This window comes from Streptomyces sp. NPDC050147, assembly GCF_040660195.1.
In the GTDB taxonomy this organism is placed as follows: domain Bacteria; phylum Actinomycetota; class Actinomycetes; order Streptomycetales; family Streptomycetaceae; genus Streptomyces.
The window spans coordinates 215,443-240,537 of the sequence record NZ_JBFALJ010000001.1; the positions used below are offsets into that span (position 1 = coordinate 215,443).

At 70.1% G+C, this 25,095-nt stretch carries 23 protein-coding genes; 10 read left to right on the forward strand and 13 right to left on the reverse strand.

Annotated elements, in window-relative coordinates; genetic code table 11:
- Positions 1-166: 166 nt before the first annotated feature.
- Positions 167-568, forward strand: coding sequence for a hypothetical protein (locus AB0I94_RS00990; protein ID WP_363307237.1), 402 nt, complete (start codon positions 167-169; stop codon positions 566-568).
- Positions 569-639: 71 nt separating this feature from the next.
- On the opposite strand, the gene AB0I94_RS00995 is transcribed toward AB0I94_RS00990, so the two are convergent.
- The 4 genes from AB0I94_RS00995 to coxB form a co-directional block, all read right to left on the reverse strand.
- On the reverse strand, positions 640-1,887 hold the full coding sequence (locus AB0I94_RS00995; RefSeq protein ID WP_363307238.1) for an Ig-like domain-containing protein: 1,248 nt from the start codon (positions 1,885-1,887) through the stop codon (positions 640-642).
- 133 nt (positions 1,888-2,020) lie between these two features.
- The gene (locus tag AB0I94_RS01000) at positions 2,021-2,419 is read right to left on the reverse strand and encodes a cytochrome c oxidase subunit 4 (RefSeq protein ID WP_363307239.1); all 399 of its coding nucleotides are present in this window, start codon (positions 2,417-2,419) and stop codon (positions 2,021-2,023) included.
- A complete protein-coding gene (gene ctaD / locus AB0I94_RS01005; RefSeq protein WP_363307240.1) occupies positions 2,416-4,155 on the reverse strand; it encodes a cytochrome c oxidase subunit I in 1,740 nt (579 codons plus the stop codon). Before ctaD ends, AB0I94_RS01000 begins: the two co-directional genes overlap by 4 nt.
- The gene (gene coxB, locus AB0I94_RS01010) at positions 4,152-5,114 is read right to left on the reverse strand and encodes a cytochrome c oxidase subunit II (RefSeq protein ID WP_363307241.1); all 963 of its coding nucleotides are present in this window, start codon (positions 5,112-5,114) and stop codon (positions 4,152-4,154) included. Before coxB ends, ctaD begins: the two co-directional genes overlap by 4 nt.
- Positions 5,115-5,429: 315 nt before the next feature.
- Between coxB and AB0I94_RS01015 the strand changes: the two genes are divergently transcribed.
- Positions 5,430-6,809, forward strand: a complete 1,380-nt coding sequence (locus AB0I94_RS01015; RefSeq protein WP_363307242.1) for an aminotransferase class V-fold PLP-dependent enzyme — start codon at positions 5,430-5,432, stop codon at positions 6,807-6,809.
- Here the strand turns inward: AB0I94_RS01015 and AB0I94_RS01020 are convergent, their stop codons facing one another.
- Complete coding sequence (locus tag AB0I94_RS01020) at positions 6,810-7,784, reverse strand: carbohydrate kinase family protein (RefSeq protein ID WP_363307243.1); 975 nt, start codon at positions 7,782-7,784, stop codon at positions 6,810-6,812.
- A gap of 133 nt (positions 7,785-7,917) precedes the next feature.
- Between AB0I94_RS01020 and AB0I94_RS01025 the strand changes: the two genes are divergently transcribed.
- Together AB0I94_RS01025 and AB0I94_RS01030 are read left to right on the forward strand one after the other, a co-directional pair.
- Complete coding sequence (locus AB0I94_RS01025; RefSeq protein WP_363307244.1) at positions 7,918-8,136, forward strand: hypothetical protein; 219 nt, start codon at positions 7,918-7,920, stop codon at positions 8,134-8,136.
- A gap of 141 nt (positions 8,137-8,277) precedes the next feature.
- On the forward strand, positions 8,278-9,789 hold the full coding sequence (locus tag AB0I94_RS01030; protein WP_363307245.1) for a hypothetical protein: 1,512 nt from the start codon (positions 8,278-8,280) through the stop codon (positions 9,787-9,789).
- A 108-nt stretch (positions 9,790-9,897) separates the two neighbouring features.
- On the opposite strand, the gene AB0I94_RS01035 is transcribed toward AB0I94_RS01030, so the two are convergent.
- Complete coding sequence (locus tag AB0I94_RS01035; RefSeq protein ID WP_363307246.1) at positions 9,898-10,254, reverse strand: iron-sulfur cluster assembly accessory protein; 357 nt, start codon at positions 10,252-10,254, stop codon at positions 9,898-9,900.
- A gap of 316 nt (positions 10,255-10,570) precedes the next feature.
- Between AB0I94_RS01035 and nadA the strand changes: the two genes are divergently transcribed.
- Complete coding sequence (gene nadA, locus AB0I94_RS01040; RefSeq protein WP_363307247.1) at positions 10,571-11,779, forward strand: quinolinate synthase NadA; 1,209 nt, start codon at positions 10,571-10,573, stop codon at positions 11,777-11,779.
- Positions 11,780-11,839: 60 nt separating this feature from the next.
- Here the strand turns inward: nadA and AB0I94_RS01045 are convergent, their stop codons facing one another.
- From AB0I94_RS01045 to AB0I94_RS01065, 5 genes are all read right to left on the reverse strand, one after another.
- Positions 11,840-14,986: an efflux RND transporter permease subunit gene (locus AB0I94_RS01045; protein WP_363307248.1), complete on the reverse strand. Its 3,147-nt coding sequence runs from the start codon at positions 14,984-14,986 to the stop codon at positions 11,840-11,842.
- Positions 14,987-15,138: 152 nt separating this feature from the next.
- On the reverse strand, positions 15,139-15,819 hold the full coding sequence (locus AB0I94_RS01050) for a response regulator transcription factor (protein ID WP_363307249.1): 681 nt from the start codon (positions 15,817-15,819) through the stop codon (positions 15,139-15,141).
- On the reverse strand, positions 15,816-17,054 hold the full coding sequence (locus AB0I94_RS01055; protein WP_363307250.1) for a sensor histidine kinase: 1,239 nt from the start codon (positions 17,052-17,054) through the stop codon (positions 15,816-15,818). Before AB0I94_RS01055 ends, AB0I94_RS01050 begins: the two co-directional genes overlap by 4 nt.
- 216 nt (positions 17,055-17,270) lie before the next feature.
- Positions 17,271-17,549: a hypothetical protein gene (locus tag AB0I94_RS01060; protein WP_363307251.1), complete on the reverse strand. Its 279-nt coding sequence runs from the start codon at positions 17,547-17,549 to the stop codon at positions 17,271-17,273.
- A 51-nt stretch (positions 17,550-17,600) separates the two neighbouring features.
- On the reverse strand, positions 17,601-18,395 hold the full coding sequence (locus tag AB0I94_RS01065; RefSeq protein ID WP_363307252.1) for a PspA/IM30 family protein: 795 nt from the start codon (positions 18,393-18,395) through the stop codon (positions 17,601-17,603).
- Positions 18,396-18,662: 267 nt separating this feature from the next.
- Here AB0I94_RS01065 and AB0I94_RS01070 point away from each other — a divergent pair, with 267 nt between their 5' ends.
- From AB0I94_RS01070 to AB0I94_RS01080, 3 genes are all read left to right on the forward strand, one after another.
- Positions 18,663-19,289 (forward strand): DUF3043 domain-containing protein, encoded by a 627-nt coding sequence (locus AB0I94_RS01070; RefSeq protein ID WP_363307253.1) that lies wholly within the window; start codon positions 18,663-18,665, stop codon positions 19,287-19,289.
- Between the two features lie 74 nt (positions 19,290-19,363).
- Positions 19,364-20,071 (forward strand): class I SAM-dependent methyltransferase, encoded by a 708-nt coding sequence (locus tag AB0I94_RS01075; protein ID WP_363307254.1) that lies wholly within the window; start codon positions 19,364-19,366, stop codon positions 20,069-20,071.
- Positions 20,072-20,242: 171 nt separating this feature from the next.
- Entirely contained in the window at positions 20,243-21,298 is a 1,056-nt protein-coding gene (locus AB0I94_RS01080) for a trypsin-like peptidase domain-containing protein (RefSeq protein ID WP_363307255.1), read from the forward strand.
- A gap of 54 nt (positions 21,299-21,352) precedes the next feature.
- Here AB0I94_RS01080 and AB0I94_RS01085 read toward each other — a convergent pair whose 3' ends face one another.
- The gene (locus tag AB0I94_RS01085) at positions 21,353-21,577 is read right to left on the reverse strand and encodes a hypothetical protein (RefSeq protein ID WP_363307256.1); all 225 of its coding nucleotides are present in this window, start codon (positions 21,575-21,577) and stop codon (positions 21,353-21,355) included.
- A 90-nt stretch (positions 21,578-21,667) separates the two neighbouring features.
- On the opposite strand from AB0I94_RS01085, the gene AB0I94_RS01090 reads away from it, so the two are divergent.
- A complete protein-coding gene (locus AB0I94_RS01090; RefSeq protein WP_363307257.1) occupies positions 21,668-22,867 on the forward strand; it encodes a bifunctional adenosylcobinamide kinase/adenosylcobinamide-phosphate guanylyltransferase in 1,200 nt (399 codons plus the stop codon).
- 9 nt (positions 22,868-22,876) lie between these two features.
- Here the strand turns inward: AB0I94_RS01090 and AB0I94_RS01095 are convergent, their stop codons facing one another.
- Positions 22,877-23,614, reverse strand: coding sequence for a class I SAM-dependent methyltransferase (locus AB0I94_RS01095; protein WP_363307258.1), 738 nt, complete (start codon positions 23,612-23,614; stop codon positions 22,877-22,879).
- A 241-nt stretch (positions 23,615-23,855) separates the two neighbouring features.
- Here AB0I94_RS01095 and cobT point away from each other — a divergent pair, with 241 nt between their 5' ends.
- Positions 23,856-25,064 (forward strand): nicotinate-nucleotide--dimethylbenzimidazole phosphoribosyltransferase, encoded by a 1,209-nt coding sequence (cobT, locus tag AB0I94_RS01100; protein ID WP_363307259.1) that lies wholly within the window; start codon positions 23,856-23,858, stop codon positions 25,062-25,064.
- The last annotated feature ends 31 nt before the right edge of the window (positions 25,065-25,095 follow it).

Genomic DNA, 25,095 nt, shown 5'->3' on the forward strand with positions numbered 1-25,095 from the left:
TTATCCCGCCCTCACCCCGGGGGGTGCCGTTCGGAGTGTCTGCGGGGTGTGTCCAGCCCGTATGGCCCATCGAAGGGCTGTCCGAACCGCTGTTGACGGGGTGTCCGGAGGAGTAGCATCCGCGCATCGGTCCCCGGCCGAAAGCCCTCAACGAAGCGGAGGAACAATGCAGCCGACCGCCACGGTGCTGGTCTACAGCGACAACGCGAGCACCCGCCAGCAGGTCCGGTTGGCCACCGGACGCAGGCCGGCGGCGGACGTTCCCGCGGTCGAGTTCATCGAGTGCGCGACGCTGCCCGCCGTGCTGAAGGAACTCGACCGGGGCGGCATCGACGTCTGCGTCCTGGACGGCGAGGCCACGCCCATCGGCGGCATGGGGGTCTGCCGTCAGCTCAAGGACGAGATCTTCCGGTGCCCGCCCGTACTCCTGCTCATGGGACGCCCGCAGGACGCCTGGCTGGCCACCTGGAGCCGCGCGGAGGCCGCGGTGACCCTTCCGGTCGACCCGGTCGAGTTCGCGAACTCCCTGGCCGCCCTGCTGCGCGACAAACTGGCCGTCCAGGCCTGACGCCACGGCAGAAGGCCCCGCGCCTCGGCACGGGGCCTTCTGTGCTGTCTCCGTGCCGTCCTTCGGAGCCGCTAGACCTGCGGCCGCAGCCGGGCCGCGTCGACCGCCGTGGCGCCCTTCTTGGCGCCGCCGAGCAGGGCGCTGCCGTCCCGCCAGTTCTTCCAGCCGACGTTCCAGTCGCCGAAGCCGTTGCCGAACGGATCCATGTCGGCTCCGGCGCTGTTGACGACCCTCACGATGTCGCCCTGCCGGACGGTCTCGAAGAACCAGGCGGCGTTGTCGGTGCTCATGCCCGTGCAGCCGTGGCTGGTGTTCGCGTTGCCCTGCGAGCCGACCGACCACGGGGCCGCGTGCACGTACTCACCGGAGTTGGTGACCCGCGTCGCGTAGTAGACCATCTTGTCGTAGAAGTCCGATGCACCGATGCTGGCACTGGTCATACGTACGGAGTACTCCTTGCCCAGCACCACCTTGACGCCGTTGCGCGTGGAGTAGCCGGGCTTGCCCGTGGTCACCGGGATGGAGTTGATCTCCTCGCCGTTGCGGTAGACCGTCATCCAGTGCGAACCGGCGTCCGTCACGGCCTCGATGCGGTCGCCGATGGTCAGCCGCAGCGGCTTGGCCTCACCGCCCCAGAGCTTGTCGCGGACCTTGATGCCCGCCAGGTTGCTCCGGACGTTGATGGTCGCGCCCGTGGGCCAGTACTCCTTGGGGCGGTAGTGCAGCGTCTCGCTGTCCACCCAGTGCCACACGCCCTTCGTGGCGGGCTGCGTCTCGACCTTCAGCGAGCGCTCCACGATGGCCCTGGCCTTCTTGTCCTTCACCTTGGCGCTGAGCTTCGCCGTGACCGGCTGGCCCACGCCGTACTTGCCCGGTTCGGGGCCGAAGGTGACGTCGAGCCGCTTCTTCTTGGCCGGACCGTCCGTGTCGAACGTCAGGATCTTGCGGCCCGGTGAGCCCTCCTCGTCCTCCGTGCTGACCCGCACCGTGTAATGCGCTCCCGCCGCGAGAGGCTCCGTACTGTGCCAACGGGCGCCGTCGGCGGCGAGTTCGCCCGCCACGTACCGCCCCAGCGCGTCGGTGGCCGTCACATCGGTGATGCGTCCGTCCTCGCCCTGGGCGGTGACCTCCAAGGGCTTGTCGGGGTCCGCCTTCTGACTGCCCACCGGGCCGTTGAAGGCGATCTGGCCCGCCGCGTCGTACGGTTTCGCCGAGAGCGGATGGCCGTCGGAGCTGCCGCACGCCGTGGTTCCCACCCCGAGGGCGGCCACCAGCAAGGTGCAGCTCAGTACCGTGCGGATTCGCGGTGAGTGGCTCATGAACACACGGTATGAAGGTTCATCGGCTGCGGCGCGTCGAGTGACCCGTACGAGTGTCAAGCGCGACACGCCGAAGGGCCCGGACACTCCGCAAGGAATGTCCGGGCCCTCGGTGGTGCGGGAAGTCACTGACTCACTGGGTCTGGTTCTCGCCCCGGTAGTACTCGAAGACCCAGCCGAAGAGGCCGATCATCAGGATGGGGGCCGAGAAGTACAGCAGCCACCAGCCGAAGACGACGCCCATGAAGGCGAGCGCGCCACCGATGGCCAGCGAGAGCGGCTGCCAGCTGTGCGGGCTGAAGAAGCCCACCTCGCCGGCCTCGTCCGCTACGTCGGCCTCCTTGTTGTCCTGTGCGGACGCGTCGACACGCCGGGCCGTGAAGGCCAGGTAGTAGCCGATCATGATGCACAGGCCGAAGGCCAGGAACAGCGCGGTCGTACCGGCCGGCTCCTTCGACCACCAGCCATAGACGATCGCCATGACCAGTACGAAGACGCTCAGCCAGATGAACATCTTGCCTTGGACCTTCACTTGCCGGCCTCCTTGCCGCCCGCGAGCGCCTTGTCACCGTGGTCGCTGCTCTCGAGCTGGTCGAGAGCAGCGATCTCAGGGTGATGCAGGTCGAACGCCGGGGACTCGGAACGGATCCTCGGCAGGGTGATGAAGTTGTGCCGCGGCGGCGGGCAGGACGTCGCCCACTCGAGCGAACGGCCGTAGCCCCACGGGTCGTCGACCTCGATCTTCTTGCCGTACTTGGCCGTCTTCCAGATGTTGTAGAAGAACGGCAGGATCGACAGACCGAGCAGGAACGAGGAGATCGTCGAGATCGTGTTCAGCGCGGTGAAACCGTCGGCCGCGAGGTAGTCCGCGTAACGACGCGGCATGCCCTCGGCGCCCAGCCAGTGCTGCACCAGGAACGTGCCGTGGAAGCCCACGAACAGCGTCCAGAAGGTGATCTTGCCGAGCCGCTCGTCCAGCATCTTGCCGGTGAACTTCGGCCACCAGAAGTGGAATCCGGAGAACATCGCGAAGACCACGGTGCCGAAGACGACGTAGTGGAAGTGCGCGACCACGAAGTACGAGTCGGAGACGTGGAAGTCCATCGGCGGCGAGGCCAGGATGACGCCGGTCAGACCACCGAAGGTGAAGGTGATCAGGAAGCCGACGGCCCAGAGCATCGGTGTCTCGAAACTCAGTGAGCCCTTCCACATCGTTCCGATCCAGTTGAAGAACTTCACGCCCGTCGGCACGGCGATCAGGAACGTCATGAAGGAGAAGAACGGCAGGAGCACGCCACCGGTGACGTACATGTGGTGCGCCCACACGGTCACGGAGAGACCCGCGATCGCGATCGTCGCGCCGATCAGACCCATGTAGCCGAACATCGGCTTGCGGGAGAAGACCGGGATGACCTCGGAAATGATTCCGAAGAATGGCAACGCGATGATGTACACCTCTGGATGGCCGAAGAACCAGAAGAGGTGTTGCCACAGCAGCGCGCCGCCATTGGACGCGTCGAAGATATGGGCACCGAATTTGCGGTCCGCCTCCAGGGCGAACAGCGCGGCGGCGAGCACCGGGAAGGCCAGCAGGACCAGAACCGCGGTCAGCAGGACGTTCCACACGAAGATCGGCATCCGGAACATCGTCATGCCGGGTGCGCGCATGCAGATGATCGTGGTGATGAAGTTGACCGAACCGAGGATCGTGCCGAAGCCGGAGAAGGCCAGACCCATGATCCACATGTCGGCGCCGATGCCCGGCGAGCGGACGGCGTCCGACAGCGGGGAGTAGGCGAACCAGCCGAAGTCGGCCGCACCCTGCGGGGTGAGGAAGCCGGCCACCGCGATGAGCGAGCCGAAGAGGTACAGCCAGTACGCGAACATGTTCAGCCGCGGGAACGCCACGTCGGGCGCGCCGATCTGCAGCGGCATGATCCAGTTCGCGAATCCGGCGAACAGCGGCGTCGCGAACATCAGCAGCATGATCGTGCCGTGCATCGTGAACGCCTGGTTGAACTGCTCGTTCGACATCAGCTGCGAGCCGGGGCGAGCGAGTTCGGCGCGCATGAAGAGCGCCATCACGCCGCCGATGCAGAAGAACGCGAACGACGTGACCAGATAGAGCGTGCCGATCGTCTTGTGGTCAGTGGTGGTCAGCCACTTGATGACGACGTTTCCCGGCTGCTTGCGCCGCACGGGCAGCTCGTTCTCGTACGAGTCGGTTGGTGCTGCCGCGGCACCCTGAGGTTCGTTGAGGATGCTCACAGGTTGTTCGTCTCCCGGTTCTTCTCGTGCTTCGTCTGCTCGATGCCGGCCGGGATGTAACCGGTCTGGTTCTTCTTCGCCAGGTCCTCGAGGTGCTTCTGGTAGCGCTCGGGGGAAACGACCTTGACGTTGAAGAGCATCCGGGAGTGGTCGACACCGCAGAGCTCGGCGCACTTGCCCATGAAGGTGCCCTCCTTGTTGGGAGTCACCTCGAAGGCGTTCGTGTGGCCCGGGATGACGTCCTGCTTCATGAGGAACGGCACCACCCAGAAGGAGTGGATGACGTCACGCGAAGTCAGCACGAACCGGACCTTCTCGCCCTTGGGGAGCCAGAGGGTCGGGCCGGGGTTGCCGTTCTGCGGGTTCCGCTGGCCGGGCGTGCCGACGTCGTAGACGCCGCCGGCGTTGGACGGGAACGCATCGCGGAACTTGTCCGGGATGGCCTCCAGCTCCTTGGCCGTCTTGGCGTCGCCCTTGTCGGAACCCGGCACGTCCTCGATGTAGTTGAAGCCCCAGCTCCACTGGTAGCCGACCACGTTGACCGTGTGGGCGGGCTTTTTGTCCAGGTGGAGGAGCTTCGACTCATCACGTGCCGTGAAGTAGAAGAGCACTGAGACGATGATGAGAGGCACCACCGTGTAGAGCGCCTCGATGGGCATGTTGTAACGCGTCTGCGGAGGTACCTCCACCTTGGTGCGGCTGCGCCGGTGGAAGATGACACTCCACAGGATCAGACCCCAGACCAGCACGCCCGTGGCGAGCGCTGCCGCCCACGAGCCCTGCCAGAGGGAGAGGATCCGCGGAGCCTCTTCCGTTACGGGGGTGGGCATACCAAGGCGGGGAAAGTCCTTGTATGTGCAACCTGTCGCGGTTGCCAAGATCAGGACCGCAGTCAGCACCTGCGGCAGCTTCCGCCGCATCGGGCGCCGCGACGAGCGGTCGGAGCCGTTGGGACTCACGTAGCGCCTTCCCGAGAGTCTCGGCCCGCGCGGTCGGGTGCGGCCTTCTCGGTCGTCGGTCGCCGCCCTGCGGCGGGCAGGGGTTTGGATGTTTATGCGGGCCAAACCTTACTGGACGCTATTTGGGGTCGCGCGGGGAGGGTGCCTAACGCGCCGCGGGTCACTCGGGAGGGTGGGCCCCCTGCCCGCTGCTGCTTTCTGACGGGGGGTCGGCCGCCCACCGGCTCGGCGGAACCTCTCGGTCCGCGACTGCGCGTCCGTGGGGGGCGGGCCGCGCCGTTCCTCGCGCCCCTTCGGGGCGCTTAGCGTTGCCGTGTGTCCTACTTCGATGTCGCCTCCTCCGCGCCCCTCCACCCCGTGGCCCGGCAAGCCCTGCAGGCCTCGCTCGATGAAGGGTGGGCCGATCCCGCCCGGCTCTATCGCGAGGGGCGACGGGCCAGGCTGCTGCTCGACGCGGCGCGGGAGGCCGCCGCCGACGCGGTGGGCTGCCGCCCGGACGAGCTCGTCTTCACCTCGTCCGGCACTCGCGCGGTGCACTCCGCGGTCGCCGGTGCCCTCGCGGGGCGTCGGCGTGTCGGGCGGCATCTGGTGGTGTCGGCCGTCGAACACTCTTCGGTGCTCCACGCGGCGGCGGCCCTCGACGCCGACGGGGGCACGGTGACGGAGATCCCGGTGGACCGGTCGGGCGCGGTGTCCACGGCCGCGTACGCCGCCGCACTGCGCCCCGACACGGCGCTCGCCTGCCTCCAGTCCGCCAACCACGAGGTGGGCACCGAGCAGCCGGTGGCCGATGTCGCTTCGGCGTGTCGCGCCGCCGGGGTGCCGCTCCTGGTGGACGCGGCGCAGTCGCTGCCGTGGGGCCCGGTGGGCGGTCAGTGGTCGCTGCTCGCCGCGAGTGCCCACAAGTGGGGCGGGCCCGCGGGCGTGGGGCTGCTCGCGGTGCGCAAGGGGGTGCGGTTCGCCGCGCAAGGCCCCGCCGACGAGCGGGAGTCGGGCCGCGCCCCGGGCTTCGAGAACATCCCGGCGGTGGTCGCCGCCGCGGCCTCGCTCCGTGCCGTGCAGGCCGAAGCCGCCGAGGAGGGCGCCCGGCTGCGGGAGTTGACGGAGCGGATCAGGGCGCGGGTGCCGGGTCTGGTGCCGGACGTGGAGGTGGTGGGCGACCCGGAGCGGCGCCTGCCCCATCTGGTGACGTTCTCGTGTCTCTATGTCGACGGGGAGACAGTGCTGCACGAGCTGGACCGGGCGGGTTTCTCGGTCTCCTCCGGCTCGTCCTGCACCAGCTCGACGCTGACTCCGAGCCATGTCCTGAAGGCGATGGGCGTACTGAGCGAGGGCAACGTCCGGGTGTCACTCCCACGGGGGACCCGGGAAGCCGACGTCGAGCGTTTCCTGGAGGTGCTGCCGGGCGTGGTGAGCGGCGTACGCGAGCAACTGGGCGCGCCGGTGGCGTCGGCGGCGCGCGCGGAATCGGCTTCCCTCGTGGTGGACGCGCTCGGCAAGCGCTGCCCGCTTCCCGTCATCGAGCTCGCGAAGGTCATCGGGGACGTGCCGGTGGGCGGCACGGTCACGGTCCTCGCCGACGACGAGGCGGCTCGGCTCGACATCCCCGCGTGGTGCGAGATGCGGGGCCAGGAGTACGTGGGTGAGGAGCCGGCGGACCACGGCTCGGCGTACGTGGTCCGCCGGAGCTCCTGACTAGGCCAGGTGGGTCCGCACCTCGGACGCCGCCTCATGGCCGTACGCCTTGGTGAAGCGGTCCATGAAGTTGCTGCGCCGCAGCTCGTACTCCTGGGTGCCGACGGTCTCGATGACCAGGGTGGCGAGCATGCAGCCGACCTGCGCGGCGCGCTCGTGGGAGACGCCCCAGGCGAGCCCCGAGAGGAAGCCCGCGCGGAAGGCGTCGCCGACGCCGGTCGGCTCGACCTTCGCCTCTTCCTCCGGGACGCCGACCTCGATCGGGTCCTGGCCGGTGGACTCGATGCGCACACCGCGTGAGCCGAGGGTCGTCACCCGGTGGCCGACCTTCGAGAGGATCTCGGCGTCGGTCCAGCCGGTCTTGGACTCGATGAGCCCCTTCTCGTACTCGTTCGAGAAGAGGTAGGTGGCGCCGTCGAGGAGGGTCCGGATCTCCTCGCCCTCCATGCGCGCGATCTGCTGGGAGAAGTCGGCCGCGAAGGGGATCTTCCGCGTCCGGCACTCCTCGGTGTGGCGCATCATCGCCTCGGGGTCGTCCGCGCCGATGAGGACCAGGTCGAGGCCGCCCACGCGGTCGGCCACGGTCTTCAGTTCGATGAGGCGGGCCTCGCTCATCGCGCCGGTGTAGAACGAACCGATCTGGTTGTGATCGGCGTCCGTGGTGCACACGAAGCGGGCCGTGTGCAGCGTCTCGGAGATGCGGACCGATGCCGTGTCGACGCCGTGCCGGTCGAGCCAGTCGCGGTACTCGCCGAAGTCGGACCCCGCGGCGCCGACCAGGATGGGGCTCGTGCCGAGCTGGCCCATGCCGAAGCAGATGTTGGCGGCGACGCCTCCCCTGCGTACGTCCAGGGCGTCGACGAGGAAAGAGAGAGAGACCGTGTGCAGCTGATCCGCGACCAGTTGGTCGGCGAAGCGGCCGGGGAAGGTCATCAGGTGGTCGGTGGCGATGGAGCCGGTGACTGCGATACGCACGACGGCATGCTCCTGTGGAGGAGAGGCGGGGGTTGACAGTTCACGCTACCGGGTCGGGACACCGCGCTGAAGAGGCCAAACTACCCGTTAGTAGGTCTTTTTTCGCGAGGTGTGCGATGCGTACGGTGCGGTTATGGCCGTTATCTCGAAACATGTCGTGAACGCGCGTCCCGTCGAGCTGCCCTCCGAGTCCCTGGAGACGTTGCGCGGCGACTGCGCCCGCATGGCCCCGCACTGGGTGGCACCCGCGGCGGCGGCGACCGCCCCGGTGTCGCCCGCACTGATCCATGGCGTCAGCGTTCCGCCCGCCTCCGCGCGGCTCATCGACGGCATGTCCGAGTACGGCGACTGAGAAGGGCGGCGGCGCGCGCCGAGGGAACCGCGCGCTCCCCCGCTGCGTCCCACCGCTGTCCCCCGTAAAGGGGACCCGGAATACGAACGAGGCCCGCTCCTGGGCCTCCAGGGACAGCAGTGCAGTCGAAGGAGCGATGCGGTGAGCACCGAGCGACCCGTTCATGACGCGGCCGAGCAGCACCGGCGGCGTTCCCGCCTTGCCGTCGCGTCGGTGGCGGCCACGGTGCTGCTCGTCGGTGGCGGCGGCGCCTACTTCGCCGCGACCGCGTCCGGCGGCAGCGACGGCAACGGCAGCTCTCCCGCCACCGACGGCACGCCCCCGCCCCTCGCCCTCGACGGCCACACGGACGGCGACCGGCAGGAAGGCGGCACCGGAGACACCGGTGGCATCGCCCCGGGAGAGCCGGACCCGAACGGCGCCGCCTATCGCGCCGAGGGCAAGCTGCCCGGCGGCCCCGACGCGGCGCCCGTCTACCACGCGCGGGGCACCGTCGGTCAGGACCAGGTCGCCGAGCTGGCCAAGGCGCTCGGCGTCACGGGCAAGCCCACGTCGCAGGACGGTGCCTGGAAGATCGGCCCCACGAAGGACGGCTCCGGGCCCTCGCTCCAGGTGAGCAAGCAGGCGCCGGGCACCTGGACGTTCACGCGGTACGCCACCGGGGGCAGCGACAACTGCCCGAAGGGCAAGCCCTGTTCGGAGACGTCCACCGCGCCGAACGGCGAGGGTGACGCGGTGGGCGAGAGCGCGGCGAAGAAGGCGGCGGCGCCGGTCCTGAAGGCCGTGGGACAGGACGACGCGAAGCTGGACGCGAGCCAACTCATGGGCGGCGTACGCGTGGTGAACGCCGACCCGAAGGTGGGCGGCCACCCGACGTACGGCTGGTCGACCGGCATTCAGGTCGGCTCGGACGGCCAAGTGGTGGGCGGCAGCGGCCGGTTGAAGGCCCCGGAGAAGGGCGCCACATACCCGGTGATCAGCGCCGAGGAGACCCTGGACCAGCTCAACGAAGCGGGCGGCGGTGGCGGCCGTGTCGGCATCGGCGGCTGCGCGTCGGCGGTGCCGAACGCCGCGGGCGACACGGCGGTCAGCTCCGACGGCGACGCCCCCGCGGTCGAGAAGGGGACGAAGGCACCGTGCGAGGAGCCTTCCTCCGGGCCTCCCGAGCCGCAGCCGATCACGGTGAAGGGCGCCACCTTCGGGCTCGCGGTGCAGTTCGTGGACGGACGTCAGGCGCTCGTGCCCTCCTGGCTTTTCGACGTGCAGCCGAAGGGTGCGCCGGAGACCTTCACGGTGACGCACCCGGCCGTGGAGCCCAAGTTCCTCACCTCGCCGAGCACGCCGTCGCCCACCCCGACGCCCACCGAGAAGCCGGACACGGGCCCGAGGCAGCCGATCCTGCACGTCGAGTCCTACCGCGCGGACGGCAAGTCCCTGACGGTGCACTTCTGGGGCGGCGTCTGCAGTGACTACTCGGCGTCGGCCGACGAAAGCAAGGACAGCGTGCGCGTCAAGGTGACCGAGACCCACAAGAAGGGCGAGGTCTGCATCATGATGGCCAAGGAGTTCACCGAGACCGTGACCCTCGACCAGCCGCTCGGCGACCGCAAGGTCGTGGACGCGACCGACGGCGAGACGGTGCCGCGCAAGTAGAGGCACCGCGGACGGACACGTACGAAGGCGGCCCCCGGAGAACTTCGGGGGCCGCCTTCGTACGTACGAACTGAGCTCGGTGACGGAAAGAGCTCGGTACGGACTGGTCTAGCTGAACGAGTCGCCGCAGGCGCAGGAGCCCGTGGCGTTCGGGTTGTCGATCGTGAAGCCCTGCTTCTCGATGGTGTCGACGAAGTCGATGGAGGCGCCGCCCAGGTACGGAGCGCTCATCCGGTCGGTGACGACCTTGACGCCGTCGAAGTCCTTGAGCACGTCGCCGTCGAGCGAGCGCTCGTCGAAGAACAGTTGGTAGCGAAGGCCGGAGCAGCCGCCGGGCTGAACGGCGACGCGCAGCGCCAGGTCGTCCCGGCCCTCCTGCTCAAGAAGGCCCTTGACCTTGGCCGCGGCGGCGTCGGACAGGAGGATGCCGTCGCTCACGGTGGTGGTCTCGTCCGATACGGACATCTGCTTCTCTCCCGGGTTGTACGGAGACTGCTTGCCGACAATTGCAACCGTCGGGGCCGCGGATTCATTCCGGGCCGAGTGCTGTGTCTCTCGACCGTCTCTCGCTGTCTTTCCCTTCATGCTCGCACATGCCGCCCCGTGGGGCATCGGCCCGTCGGAGGCGAACGCGTCACATCGACACTATGGCCATCGTCAAACTGACGTGAAGCGGTTATGATAGATAACGTCAATTAGACGAGAAGGCTACCCGGTGCACGCACCGGCTCCACCGGAGCGGCTGCCGCCGCGCTCATCACATTCAGAAAGGGTGCGTGTCGTGACCACCGCCCAGTCCCCCGCGGACCTCGTGGACCTCGATGTTCAGCCCACACCGCTCGCTCTCCTGCTGCTCGGCCGCGAGGCCGACCCCAAGAGCGAGCGCGGCGTGGAGTGCCCCGGCGATCTGCCCTCCCCCTCCGACCCGGACCTCGTGGAGCGCGCTCGCGCCGCCAAGGAGAAGCTCGGCGACAAGGTCTTCGTGCTCGGCCACCACTACCAGCGCGACGAGGTCATCCAGTTCGCGGATGTCACCGGCGACTCCTTCAAGCTGGCCAAGGACGCGGCCGCCAGGCCGGAGGCGGAGTACATCGTCTTCTGCGGTGTCCACTTCATGGCCGAGTCCGCGGACATCCTGACCACCGACGACCAGAAGGTCGTCCTGCCCGACCTGGCCGCCGGCTGCTCGATGGCCGACATGGCCACCGCCGAGCAGGTCGCGGAGTGCTGGGACGTCCTTGCCGAGGCCGGGATATCCGAGCAGGTCGTGCCCGTCTCGTACATGAACTCCTCGGCCGACATCAAGGCCTTCACCGGCAAGCACGGCGGGACGATCTGCACCTCGTCCAACGCCAAGCGCGCCCTCGAGTGGGCCTTCGAGCAGGGGGAGCCCAATTCAACAAAGGTCCTCTTCCTGCCCGACCAGCACCTGGGCCGCAACACCGCGGTCCGTGACATGGGCCTCACTCTGGAGGACTGCGTCCTCTACAACCCGCACAAGCCGAACGGCGGCCTGACCGTCGAGCAGCTGCGGGACGCGAAGATGATCCTGTGGCGCGGGCACTGCTCGGTGCACGGGCGCTTCTCGGTGGAGTCCGTTCAGGACGTGCGCGCGCGGATTCCCGGCGTGAACGTCCTGGTGCACCCCGAGTGCAAGCACGAGGTCGTGGCCGCGGCGGACTACGTCGGCTCCACGGAGTACATCATCCAGGCCCTGGAGGCGGCTCCGGCCGGTTCCAAGTGGGCGATCGGGACCGAGCTGAACCTCGTACGCCGCCTGGCGAACCGTTTCGCCGCCGACGACAAGGAGATCGTCTTCCTCGACAAGACGGTCTGCTTCTGCTCGACCATGAACCGGATCGACCTGCCGCACCTGGTCTGGGCGCTCGAATCCCTGGCCGACGGCAAGCTGGTCAACCAGATCGCGGTCGACCGCGAGACCGAGCAGTTCGCGAAGCTGGCGCTGGAGCGGATGCTGGCGCTGCCGTAGGCGTGCCGGAGAACGAAGTAAGGGGCGCCCCGCAGCTGCGGGGCGCCCCTTACGGCATTGCTACACCTGGGCCGGCTCCTCGTCGGTCGCGCGGGAGTCCGCCTGCTGCGGGCCCCCCGCCTTCTTGGCCCGCTTCGCCTCGCGCTTCGCGCGGCGACGCTCCTTGCGGAGCTCCACCATCGCGTACAGCGTCGGGACGAGCAGGAGGGTGAGGAGCGTCGACGTGATCAGGCCGCCGATGACCACCACCGCGAGCGGCTGGGCGATGAAGCCGCCCTCGCCCGTGATGCCGAGGGCCATCGGGAGCAGGGCGAAGATGGTCGCGAGGGCCGTCATCAGGATCGGGCGGAGCCGGTGGCGGCCACCCTCGACGACCGCTTCGACCACGCCGTGACCTTGCCTGCGGTACTGGTTGATCAGGTCGATGAGGACGATCGCGTTCGTCACCACGATGCCGATCAGCATCAGCATGCCGATCATCGCCGGGACGCCCATCGGGGTGTCGGTGGCGATCAGCAGGCCGATGGCGCCGGTGGCCGCGAACGGGATCGAGACCAGCAGGATCAGCGGCTGGACGAGCGAGCGGAACGTCGCCACGAGGAGCATGAAGACGATCGCGATCGCCGCCAGCATCGCGAGACCGAGCGACGCGAACGCCTCGTCCTGGTCCTCGGAGACACCGCCGATGGACGCCGTGGCGCCGTCCGGAAGCTTCAGCGCGTCGAGCTTCTTGGTGAGGTCGGCGCTGACCGCGCCGGTGTTCTCGCCGGTCGGCTTCGCGGTGATCGTCGCGGCGCGGGCGCCGTCGATGCGGGTCATGGAGACCGGCCCGTCGACCAGCTCGACGGTGGCGACGTCACCGAGCTTCACGGAGCCGAGGTTCAGCTCGCGCAGCTCGGTCAGGGTCTTCGCCGGGCGCGCCGACTTCACCACGACGTCGCGCTCGGTGTCGTCCAGGATCGCCTTGCCGCTCTCGGTGCCGCGGACCGCCTGGGCGACCGCCTGGCCGAGGGTGGTGTCGTTGAACCCGGCCGCGGCGGCCTTGGCGTTGGCCTTGACCGAGATGCGCGGGATGCTCTGCGACAGGTCGCTCTGGACGTCCGTGACGTCGTCGATCTTCGCGACCTCGTCGCGGACCTCGTCGGCCGCCTTGCGCAGCACGTCGCCGTCGGCGGCCTTGACGACCACGCTCAGGTCCTGGCTGCCGAAGCCGTCACCGGCCGCGATGGACGTCTGGCCGATGCCGGAGAGCTTGCCGAGCTCCTGCTCGACCTTGTCCTGCGTCTTGTCGTACGAGGACTTGTCCTTGAGCGTCAGGGTGTACGAGGCCTGGTTGGTGTCCGTGGAGCCGCCGAAGGCCGCCATGAAACCGGAGGAGCCGACCGTGACCTGGTAGTCCTTGATCTCGTCGAGGCCGTCCAGCATCTTCTCGACCTTCTTGGCCGAGGCATTGGACGCCGCCAGGCTGGTGCCCGGCTTCAACTCCTGCTTGATGGTCAGGACTTCCTGCTCGCCCTGGTCGAAGAAGTTGGTCTTCAGGAGCGGCACCATGCCGAACGTACCGACGAGGACGACGATCGCGATGACGAGGCTGGTGAAGCGGCGCCGCGTCGCGAAGCGCAGGACGGGGACGTAGAAGCGCTGGAGCCTGCTCTTCGCCTCCTTCTCCTCGGCCTTGTGGCGGGCCTCCTCCGGGTCGGCGCCGCGGACGTCCTTCGGGGGACGCAGGAACCAGTACGAGAGGACCGGCACGACCGTCAGCGAGACGAGCAGGGAGGCGAGGAGCGCCGCCGTGACCGTCAGCGAGAAGGAGCCGAAGAGCTCGCCCACCATGCCGCCGGTCAGGCCGATCGGCAGGAAGACGGCGACGGTCGTCAGGGTCGAGGACGTCACGGCGCCCGCGACCTCCTTGACGGCCGTGATGATCGCCGCCTCGCGCTCCTCGCCGTATCCGAGGTGGCGCTTGATGTTCTCCAGGACCACGATCGAGTCGTCGACGACGCGGCCGATCGCGATGGTCAGCGCGCCGAGCGTGAGCATGTTGAGGGAGAGGTCCCGCGTCCACAGCACGATCAGGGCGAGGACGACCGAGAGCGGGATGGAGACCGCGGTGACCAGCGTCGAGCGGACCGACGCCAGGAAGACCAGGATGACCAGGACCGCGAAGACCAGGCCGAGCGCGCCCTCGGTGGTGAGCCCGTCGATGGACTGGGAGACCGCCGGACCCTGGTCGCTCGCGACCGTCAGGTCGGAGCCCGCGCCCAGGTCCTTGCGCAGGCCGGGCAGCTTGTCCTTGACCTCGTCGGAGATGGCGACGGCGCTGCCGTCCTGGTCCATCGTGATCGCGACGGCGAGGCTCGGCTTGCCGTTGGTTCGCGTGATGGACGTGGCCTCCGACGGCTGCTGCTTCACCGTGGCGACGTCGCTGAGGCGCACCGGCTTGCCCGGCCGCTTCCCCGGCTCGGCCTCGGGGGCGACCATCAGGTCCTGGATCTGCTTCAGGGAGGTGTAGCCGCCGCCGACCTGGACGGTGCGGTTCTTGCCGTCCTCGTCGAAGGAGCCCGCGGGGAGCGTGGCGCCGCCGGCCTGGAGCGCCTGGCCGAGCGCGGCCGGGGTCAGGCCCGCCTTCGCCAGCTTCTTGTCGTCGGGGGTGACGTCGACCTGGAGGTCGCGCACGCCGTCGACGGTGACCTGGGCGACGCCGTCGATGTCCTTGAGGGAGGGCACGACGGTGCGGTCGAGCTGGTCGGAGAGCGCCTGCTGGTCCTTGTCGGAGGTGACGGAGAGGACCACGGTCGGGATGTCGTCCGTGGAGCCCGCGATGACCTGCGGGTCGACGTCGTCGGGGAGCTGGGCCCCGGCGCGGTTCACGGCCTGCTGGATGTCGGCGACGAGCTGCTTGGACCCGCTGCCGTAGTCGAACTGGGCCATGATCACGGCGTTGCCCTCGCTCGCCGTGGAGGTGATGCCGGTGATGCCGTCGACCGCGTCGATCGACGCTTCCAGGGGTTCGACGACCTGCTTTTCGACCACATCGGGGGACGCGCCCTGATACGGGGCCAGGACGGACACCATCGGGAGTTCGATGGAGGGCAGCAGTTGCTGCTTGAGCTGAGGGATCGCGATCGCGCCGAAGACGAGGGCGATGATGGATATCAGCCCGACAAGGGCCCGTTGGGCGAGGCTGAATCGGGACAGCCAGGACATGGTGGTCTCTCTCTGTGGCGTACTGCGCAGGAACGGGCACCGGCAGGCCGGTGCCCCCTACACGATCTGCCATGTCCAGGGCAGGAATCGTCACTCCGAGGACCCGTTCTTATGCCACGCCTACTGCGGGTGCAGTACGTCGCGCGCCCCGGTCACTCCACCCTTGGACGTACCAGGCCCGATTCGTAGGCGATGACGACGAGTTGCGCCCGGTCACGGGCGCCCAGCTTCGCCATCGCACGGTTCACGTGCGTTTTCACGGTGAGCGGGCTGACCTCCAGGCGCTCGGCGATCTCGTCGTTCGAGTGGCCGCCCGCGACCTGGATCAGCACCTCGCGCTCGCGCCCGGTGAGCGCGTCGAGCCGCTCGCCGCGCACCTCGTCGTCCCCGTCCGAACTCCCGCCCTGGGCGAGGAACTTGGCGATCAGGCCCTTCGTCGCCGCCGGGGAGAGCAGGGCGTCGCCGGCGGCCGCGATCCGGATCGCGCCGAGCAGCTCGTCCGGCTCCGCGCCCTTCCCGAGGAAGCCGGAGGCGCCTGCGCGCAGCGACTGCACCACGTACTCGTCGACCTCGAAGGTCGTCAGCATGACCACGCGCACGTGGGCGAGCTCGGGGTCGGCGCTGATCAGACGGGTGGCGGCGAGGCCGTCCATGCCGGGCATGCGGATGTCCATCAGGACGACGTCCGCGGCCCTGGCCTTGGCGAGCTCGACGGCCTCCGCGCCGTCCGACGCCTCGGCGACGACCTCCATGTCGGGCTCGGAGTCGACGAGCACCTTGAACGCGCTGCGCAGCAAGGCCTGGTCGTCGGCGAGCAGCACCCGGATCGTCACGCGGTCCCTCCCTCTGCCGGGCTGACCGGCGTTGCCGTGACCGGCAGGATCGCATGGACGCGGAAGCCGCCGCCGTAGCGGGGTCCCGCGGTACAGCGGCCGTTCAGGGCGCTGACGCGCTCGCGCATGCCCAGGAGGCCGTGCCCGCCGCCGTCGCTCTCGTCGCCCGGCTCCTTCTTCTCGCCCCCGCCGTCGTCCAGGATCGTGACCTCGACGTTCGGCCCCACCCGGATGACGCTGACCTCGGCCTTGGCTCCCACTCCCGCGTGCTTCTGCACGTTCGTGAGGGCCTCCTGGATGATGCGGTAGGCGGCCAGGTCCACCCCCGCGGACAGGTCGGCCGGCGTGTCCTCGCAGGCCGTCTCCACGGGAAGGCCCGCGTGGCGGAAGGTCTCGACGAGGTCGTCGAGACGGGCCAGGCCCGGGGCCGGCTCGGTGGGTGCCTCGGGGTCGCCGGTCTGCCGCAACAGGCCGACGGTGGCGCGCAGTTCGTTGAGCGCGGAGCGGCTGGCGTCGCGTACGTGGGAGAGGGCTTCCTTCGCCTGGTCCGGCCGCTTGTCCATGACGTGCGCGGCGACGCCCGCCTGGACGTTGACGAGGGCGATGTGGTGGGCGACCACGTCGTGCAGGTCTCGGGCGATACGCAGCCGCTCCTCGGCGACGCGGCGCCGGGCCTCCTCTTCGCGGGTGCGCTCCGCGCGTTCGGCGCGCTCGCGTATGGCGTCCACGAAGGCGCGGCGGCTGCGGACGGCGTCACCGGCGGCCGCGGCCATGCCGGTCCAGGCGAAGATGCCGAGGTTCTCCTGGGCGTACCAGGGCAGCGGTCCCGTCAGCATCGCGACACCGGTGAGGCCCGTCATGGTGATCACGCCGACGCGCCAGGTGGTGGGGCGGTTGGTGGTGGCGGCGACGGTGTACAGGGCGATGACCGCGCTCATGACGACGCTTCCGCGGAACTCCCCGGTGATCAGGTCGGCGACGGTGAAGGTGCAGGTCGCCGCGAGCACGATCCAGGGGGCCCGGCGGCGGAAGATCAGCGCGCAGGCGCCGAGCAGCATCAGGACGAGACTGAGGGCGCCCGGGGTGCGCGTGCCCCACGTGGGGCCGCCGTCATGGCCGTACGGCTCGACGAAGGAGCCGATGACCATGCACACGAGGACGGCGGCCGCGAGGGTCCCGTCCACAGCCAGGGGGTGCGCCTTGGCCCAGCAACGGCCTCGCACGAGAGTGGTCACGCCTTGAACGGTACGGGGCCCTGCGGGCTGCTGGGACCGGTCTGAACGGCTCGCCTCTGCGGGGCGTTGCCGGAGTCCCGGCTCGGCCTCGTCTTCGCGGCTGTCCTGTCCCGGCGCTTCGCGCCGGATCTTTCCCGCCCACCCACCCGATCACCCCGCATCCAGTTCTCCGGCTCGCCCGGCACCCGCTGGGGAATTCCGCCGCGAAGCGGCGGTCTAGCCCGGGATCAAGCCGTCGTCGCCGAGCATCGTCCGGACCTCGTCCAGCGTCGCGTCCGGCCCGGGGAGAATCAGCTCCGAGGGTTCGAGCGCGTCGTCGGGCAACGGCGTACCCAGCTCCCGGACCTTGTCCAGCAGAGCGCCCAGCGTCCGGCGGAAGCCGGACTCGTCGCCGCTCTCCATTTCGGCGAGCAACTCGTCGTCCAGCTTGTTCAGTTCGGTGAAGTGGCTGTCGGCCAGCTTCACCTGCCCCTCCCCCATGATCCGTACGATCATGTCGCCCTCCTCGGACGTGAGCGGTGTGGCTGCTGCGTAGGACCTACCGGACTACTGCTTGTCGAAGCGCGGAGTGTCCTGCGGCTGCTGCTGGGCCTGGGGCTGACCCTGACCCGGCTCGATGGCCTGCTTCGACGTCGAGCCCCCAGCCAGTTCCGCCTTCATACGCTGCAGTTCCAGCTCTACATCAGTACCACCGGAGAGGCGATCCAGCTCGGACTGGATGTCGTCCTTGGCGAGCCCGGAGGAGTCGTCGAGAGCACCGGAGGCGAGCAGTTCGTCGATCGCACCCGCCCGCGCCTGGAGCTGCGCGGTCTTGTCCTCGGCGCGCTGGATCGCCATGCCGACGTCGCCCATCTCCTCGGAGATGCCGGAGAAGGCCTCGCCGATCCGGGTCTGCGCCTGCGCGGCGGTGTACGTGGCCTTGATCGTCTCCTTCTTCGTGCGGAAGGCGTCGACCTTGGCCTGCAGGCGCTGCGCCGCGAGGGTGAGCTTCTCCTCCTCGCCCTGGAGCGTCTGGTGCTGCGTCTCCAGGTCGGTCACCTGCTGCTGCAGCGCCGCACGGCGCGAGAGCGCCTCGCGGGCCAGGTCCTCACGGCCGAGGGCGAGGGCCTTGCGACCCTGGTCCTCAAGGGTGGAGGACTGCTTCTGAAGCTGGTTCAGCTGCAGCTCCAGGCGCTTGCGCGAGGTCGCCACGTCGGCGACACCGCGGCGCACCTTCTGCAACAGCTCGAGCTGTTTCTGGTACGAGTAATCGAGGGTTTCGCGCGGGTCCTCGGCCCGGTCAAGGGCCTTGTTCGCCTTCGCGCGGAAGATCATCCCCATACGCTTCATGACACCGCTCATGGGCTTCGCGCGCCCCCTTCTGACGGACTTCCAGCTCCAGGTACTGCTCAGAACCCACAGTACGGGCCCTGCATCCATTACCGCACTGTTCGCGTGCGGATGCGCTCATCCCCAAGGACGACTGTGTCCGGCCGGGCTCAGGCGTAGGGAGTAGGTGCACCCCCGGGAACCACCCGAAAACCGCTTGTAAACCACACGGAACGTCCCCTTAGCCGCACATTCAAGACGCCCGGTGTTGCCGGATCGTTCCCCGTCCGGCGGGGGTCCATGCCCCCGCACCCCGTACCCTTGGGTTTTGTGTTCCGTAGCCGATCCAAGGACGAGAAGGCCCCGGTAGCCAAGGCCCCGGTGACCGACTCCCAGCAGCCCCGTGACCCCGAGGCCCCGAAGGGCCGCCCCACGCCCAAGCGCAGTGAGGCCCAGACTCAGCGCCGCAGCGTGGCCAACACGCCTGTGACGCGCAAGGAGGCGGCCAAGCGCCAGCGCAATGAGCGCCGCGTCCAGATGGACAAGCAGCGTCAGGCGCTCGCCAGCGGTGACGAGCGCTATCTGCCCGCCCGCGACAAGGGACCCGTGCGCAAGTTCGCGCGCGACTTCGTCGACTCGCGGTTCTGCATCGCCGAGTTCTTCCTGCCGCTCGCGGTGATCATTCTCGTACTGAGCATGGTCCGCATCCCGCAGTTGCAGAACATCGCGCTGCTGCTCTGGCTCTTCGTGATCGTCCTGATCATCGTGGACTCGGTGACGACGGCGGTGCGTCTGAAGAAGCGCCTGAACGAGCGCTTCCCGAGCGAGAGCAAGAAGGGCGCCGTTGCCTACGCCCTGATGCGTACGCTCCAGATGCGCCGTCTGCGCCTGCCGAAGCCTCAGGTCAAGCGCGGAGAGCGGCCCTGAGCGGATTCGCCGGCGGGGCCGCCGCGTGGCTTCAGAAGCTGGGCGGCCTTCGTAACGCCGTACGCCAGGAGCTGGTGACCCGGCAGCTCGACGAGCAGATAGCCGGGCGCTTCCCCGTGGGGCAGCGGCTGCGGGTGCTCGACGTGGGCATGGGCCAGGGCACGCAGGCCCTGCGGCTCGCCCGCGCCGGGCACAAGGTGACCGGCGTCGAGCAGGATCCGGCGATGGTGGCCGCGGCGCGTGCCGCGCTCGGTGCCGAGCCCGAGGGGATCCAGGGCCGGGTGCGCATCGTCGAGGGCGACGGGCGCGAGACAGGGGTGCATTTCCTTCCGGGCAGCTTCGACGTCGTGCTGTGCCACGGCGTCCTCATGTACGTCGAGGAGCCTGACGCGCTGCTGGCGGGCCTGGCCCGGATGCTGGCACCCGGCGGCCTGCTCTCCCTCCTCGTGCGGAACGCCGACGCGCTGGCCATGCGGCCGGGTCTGGCCGGGGACTGGGCCGGGGCGATGGCCGCCTTCGACTCCACCCTGTACCGCAACCGGCTCGGCCTCGAGGCGCGGGCCGATCGGCTCGACGCCGTTTCGGCTTCGCTCGCGGGGATCGCGGCGCCGCTGCATGCCTGGTACGGGGTACGGGTCTTCACCGACCAGGCTTCGGACGATGCCGTTCCGCCCCAGGACGCGGAGTTGGCGGCGCTGCTTGCCGCCGAGGAGCGAGCGGGACGTACGGATCCGTATCGGCGGGTGGCCGCTCTGCTGCACGTCTGCGGCGTGCGGGACTGACTGAACCGCCACTTCGCGGCGGATGTTTCCCGCCCACCCACCCGAGCACCCCGCAGCCGATCGGGTGGGCAGGAGCCAGGACGCTTCCCACACCGTCAGAAACGAACCGCGACCCCCTGATCGGCGGTCTATTTCAGGGCGGCATATCGGGGCCAACGTGACACTCGGGGCATGAATGCCTCGCGTATCCGTGCCATCACCGTGTCCGCCTCCCTTGCCTCCGCGCTCCTCGTCGCCGGCTGCTCAAGCCCCGGTTCCGGAGACTCCGATGAGTCCACCACTCAGGCCGCGCCCATGGCCAAGGCCGATCTGCAGGACGATTACCAGCAGGTGATCGAGGACGTCCTGCCGTCGGTCGTCCAGATCGACGCCTCCGAGAGCCTCGGCTCCGGTGTCGTCTACGACGGCAAGGGCCACGTCGTCACCAACGCCCATGTCGTGGGCAAGGAGGAGACCTTCAAGGTCACGACGGCCACGGGGGAGCAGGCCCTCACCGCGAGACTGGTCGCCACCTACCCCGAGCAGGATCTCGCCGTCATCAAGCTCGACAACCCGCCGAGCGGGCTCAAGCCCGCGAAGTTCGCGGACTCCACGAAGGCCGAGGTCGGGCAGATCGTGCTCGCCATGGGGTCACCGCTCGGCCTGTCGTCCAGCGTCACGCAGGGCATCATCTCCGCCACCGGACGGACCGTCAGCGAACCCCGCGCGAAGGGTGCCGCCGCCGGGGCCACCATCGCGAACATGGTGCAGACGTCCGCCGCGATCAACCCGGGCAACAGCGGAGGCGCCCTGGTCACCCTGGACAGCGAGGTCATCGGCATTCCGACGCTCGCCGCGACCGACCCGCAGATGGGCGACAGCGCGGCGCCGGGGATCGGGTTCGCGATCCCGTCATCGATGGTGAAGACCATCGCCGACCAGATCGTCAAGGACGGCAAGGTCACCGACTCGGGGCGGGCCGCGCTCGGCATCACGGGACGCACGGTCCTCGGCGACGACTACAAGCCCGCGGGCGTGGCCGTCGTCGACGCGCGAAAGGGCGGTGCCGCGGCCAAGGCGGGCCTGGAGAACGGCGACATCATCACCAAGCTGGGCGACCTCGAGATCACCACGATCACCTCGCTCTCCGAGGCCCTCGCCGGGGAGAAGCCGGGCGAGAAGACGCGGGTGACGTACGTACGGGACGGCTCGGAGACGACCGCGGACGTCACGCTGGGCGAGATGTAGGGACGCGCGAGGGGGCGCCGGCCGATGCCGGCGCCCCCTCGCGTTCCTCAGGCGTCACTCACCCTGCGCCGCGTCCTGCGCGTGCAGGCTCATCGGCCCATAGATCTTGTTCGCGTCCTCGAAGAGCGACACCTGGTCGGCGCCGCCCTCGACGAGCTCTTTCCAGAACTCGCCGATCCACGACTCCGCATCGCCCTGAGTCGTGAACTCCTCGGGCGTCAGAGCGGGCTGGACCTCCGTCCCGTCCGCCTTCTCGAACCGCCACGTCCATGCCGCCATGCCAGCCTCCCGATGGTCCGACAGCTGTGTGAAGCCCTTGGAAGCCTAGCCGGGCGAGCGGCGCTCGCGGTGACGCGGGAGGATCTTCCTGTGGAACTGACATTGCTCGGCACCGGCGCCCCCGAAGGCCTGCCCCGCCCCGGCTGTCCCTGCGCGGCCTGTGCGACCGCGCTCGGCGACGCGGCGCGCGCCGCCACCGCTCTCCTGGTGGACGGCGTCCTGCTGCTCGACCTCACTCCCGGCGCGGCCTTCGCGGCCGCCCGCTCCGGGCACTCGCTCGGCGGTGTGCGCCAGGTGCTCCTCTCCCATCCGCACGACGGCCCCTCGGTGGAGGTGCCGGCAGGCCTGCCGCGGCCGGGCCGGGTGCCCGACGGGCGGGAGCTCGCGCTGCTCACCGGGCACCGGGTGCGCGCGGTGGCGATGGACCACCCCGGCACGGGGTACGAGGTCGCGGGCCCGGACGGGGAGCGGCTGCTGTACCTGCCGCCGGGCGGTGCGCCCGCCGGGCTGCCGGACGAGCAGCCCGCGTACGAGATGGTCGTCGCCGACGTCGTCGGGCGTCCGGACGGTCTGGCACGGCTGCGGGCCACCGGGGCGATCGGGCCCACCACGGACGTCGTCGCCGTCCATCTGGGTCATGAGGCGCCGCCGGGCGCGGAGCTGGCCCGCAGGCTGGCCGCCGCCGGTGCGCGGGCCGTGCCGGACGGGACGACGCTGGTGGTCGGCGCCTATGAGGACGTACCCGACGTGCCGCGCCGCACCCTCGTCCTCGGCGGCGCCCGGTCGGGGAAGTCGGTGGAGGCCGAGCGCCGCCTGGAGGCCTTCCCCGAGGTGCTCTACGTGGCCACGGGCGGCACCAGGAACGGCGACTCCGAGTGGGCGCGCCGGGTGAGCACCCACCGTGAACGTCGGCCCGGGTCGTGGAGCACCGCCGAGACCTGTGACCTCGTGCCCCTGCTCACCGAGAACGGCCCTCCCCTGCTCATCGACTGCCTGTCGCTGTGGCTGACGTACGCCATGGACGAGGTGAACGCGTGGGACGACGCCGAATGGGCGGGCGGTGGCGAGCGGGCGCTGCGCAAGCGGGTCACCGAACTTACGGACGCGGTGCGCGCCACCCTGCGCACGGTGGTCGCCGTGTCGAACGAGGTCGGCTCCGGCATCGTCCCGGCGACCGCGTCCGGCCGGCGCTACCGCGATGAACTGGGCCGCCTGAACGCGGCGTTCGCCTCGGAGTGCGAGCACGTCCTGATGGTCGTGGCGGGCCAGGCGCTCACCCTGCGCGGCTGAACCGGCCGCTCAGGCCGTGGCGTCGCGGCGGGCGATGATCCGGTAGGCGTTCGAGAGGCGGGTGCGGCTGACCAGCGGGGCGAGGATCCGGTCGGCCAGGGCCGCCGCGGCCAGGAGCGGCACCGCGACGCGGGCCGCGGCACGGACGCGGCCGAGGGTGACGGCGAGCCGCGCGGCCAGGTCGAAGGGGATGTGCGGCGCACGCCGGTCGGTGGCCACCACGGTGTAGCCGAGGCTCTCCAGCTCGACGTGCAGGGCCGCGAGCGGGATGCGGTGGTAGGGCACGGGCCTGAGCCATCCCGTGTCGAGGAACCTGGCGTACCGGCTCCGCGGGGCGGGGACCTCGATCATCAGGTGGCCGCCGGGCCGCAACACCGTGCGGGCGGCGATGAGTTCGATGCGCGGGTCGGCGCTGCGCTCCAGGTAGTGGAACATGCTCAGCGCGTCGTAGCGCCCCGCGAGTTTCGGGGCCAGGTCGGCGAGCAGCCCGCGGTGGGCCTCCTCCACGCGGCCTGCCCTGCGGCCCTCCTCCACGCGCGCGGTGAGGTCGAGGCCGTCGAAGGCGGTGTAGGGGTGCACCTCCTGTGCGACGGCGGGGAAGTGACCGAGCCCGGTGTCGATGTCCAGCCAGGCCTCCGGCTCGATGAACCGGCCCATCGCGCGGGCCCGTGCCTGGTGGCGGCGGGTGGAGCGCGGCACGGTGAGGATCTTCTCGACCTGAGCGGCGGCGGCCTGGGCGGCGTCCATGGGCGTGGCGGGCTCCTCTGTCGGGTGGTGCGGGTGGTGCGGGCGGTGCGAATCGGGCGGACAGGGCGGGTGGTGCTCGCGCGAGTAGCTCGACAAACCGCCTCAAACGGTACGTAAGGGATCATCGGCACCGGCGCAACGACACCGTGGAGGTGGCGCGTCCCGCTGGTCCGGCCCGCGCGGGATGCCTGCCGCCGGGCCGTCCGGTCAGGGCCCGGGCCCTGCCGGTACTGTTCGGCGAATGAGCTCGCTGAATCTCGACGACTTCACCGACCTGATCGAGCGGCCCGACGGCGGGGTGCGCCGCGACGCCGAGGAGCGCAGGGAACGGCAGAGCGTGCCGCCCGGGGCGCTCGGCCGCCTCGACGAGCTGGCCGAGTGGCTCTCCGCGGCCCAGTCATCGGTGCCGGTCAAGCCGATCGAGCGGCCGCGCGTGATCCTCTTCGCCGGTGACCACGGGGTCGCTCGACTCGACGTGTCCGCGCGGCCCGCGGGCGGCGCGGCCGAACTCGTCCGTGCCGTACTCCTGGGCGCGAGCCCCGTGTCCGTCCTCGCCCGCCGCCTCGACGTGCCCGTCCGGGTCGTCGACATGGCCCTGGACTGCGACCCGGCCGAGCTTCCCGCCGAGGTGGCGGGGTACCGGGTGCGGCGCGGCTCGGGCCGCGTCGACATCGAGGACGCGCTGACGACGGAGGAGGCCGAGGCCGCGGTGCGCGCCGGGATGGCCGTCGCCGACGAGGAGGCGGACTCCGGGACCGACCTGGTCGTGCTCGGCGATGTGAGCGTCGGAGGCACGACGCCCGCGGCGACCCTGGTCGCCGCGCTGTGCGGGACCGACGCGTCCGTGGTGACCGGGCGGGGCGGCGCGCCGATCGACGACCTCGCGTGGATGCGCAAGTGCGCGGCGGTACGGGACTCGCTGCGGCGGGCGCGGCCCGTCCTCGGGGATCAGCTTGAGCTGCTCGCGACGGTGGGCGGGGCGGACATCGCCGCCATGACCGGGTTCCTGTTGCAGTGCGCGGTGCGGCGCACGCCGGTCGTCCTGGACGGCGTGGTGGCCTCGGCCGCGGCCCTCGTGGCCCAGCGGGTCGCCTTCCGGGCGCCTGACTGGTGGCTCGCGGGGCACAACAGCGGGGAGCCCGCGCAGGCCAAGGCCCTGGACCGGATGGCGCTCGACCCCGTGCTCGAACAGGGCGTACAGATCGGCGAGGGTGTGGGCGCGCTGCTCGCCCTGCCGCTGGTGCGCGCCGCCGCGGCGCTCTCCGCCGAACTGCCCGAGCGCGAGCCGGAGCCGGAGCCGAAGCCCGAGGCCGACTCGGAGCCCGAGACCGACTCGGAACCTGAGACCGACTCGGAGCCTGAGACCGACTCGGAGCCTGAGACCCACCCCAAGGACGGGACCGGCCCCAAGGGCGAGACCGGCCCCAAGGGCGAGACCGCCCCCGAGTAGCGGCGCGGCCGCACACAGCCGAAGACGGCCC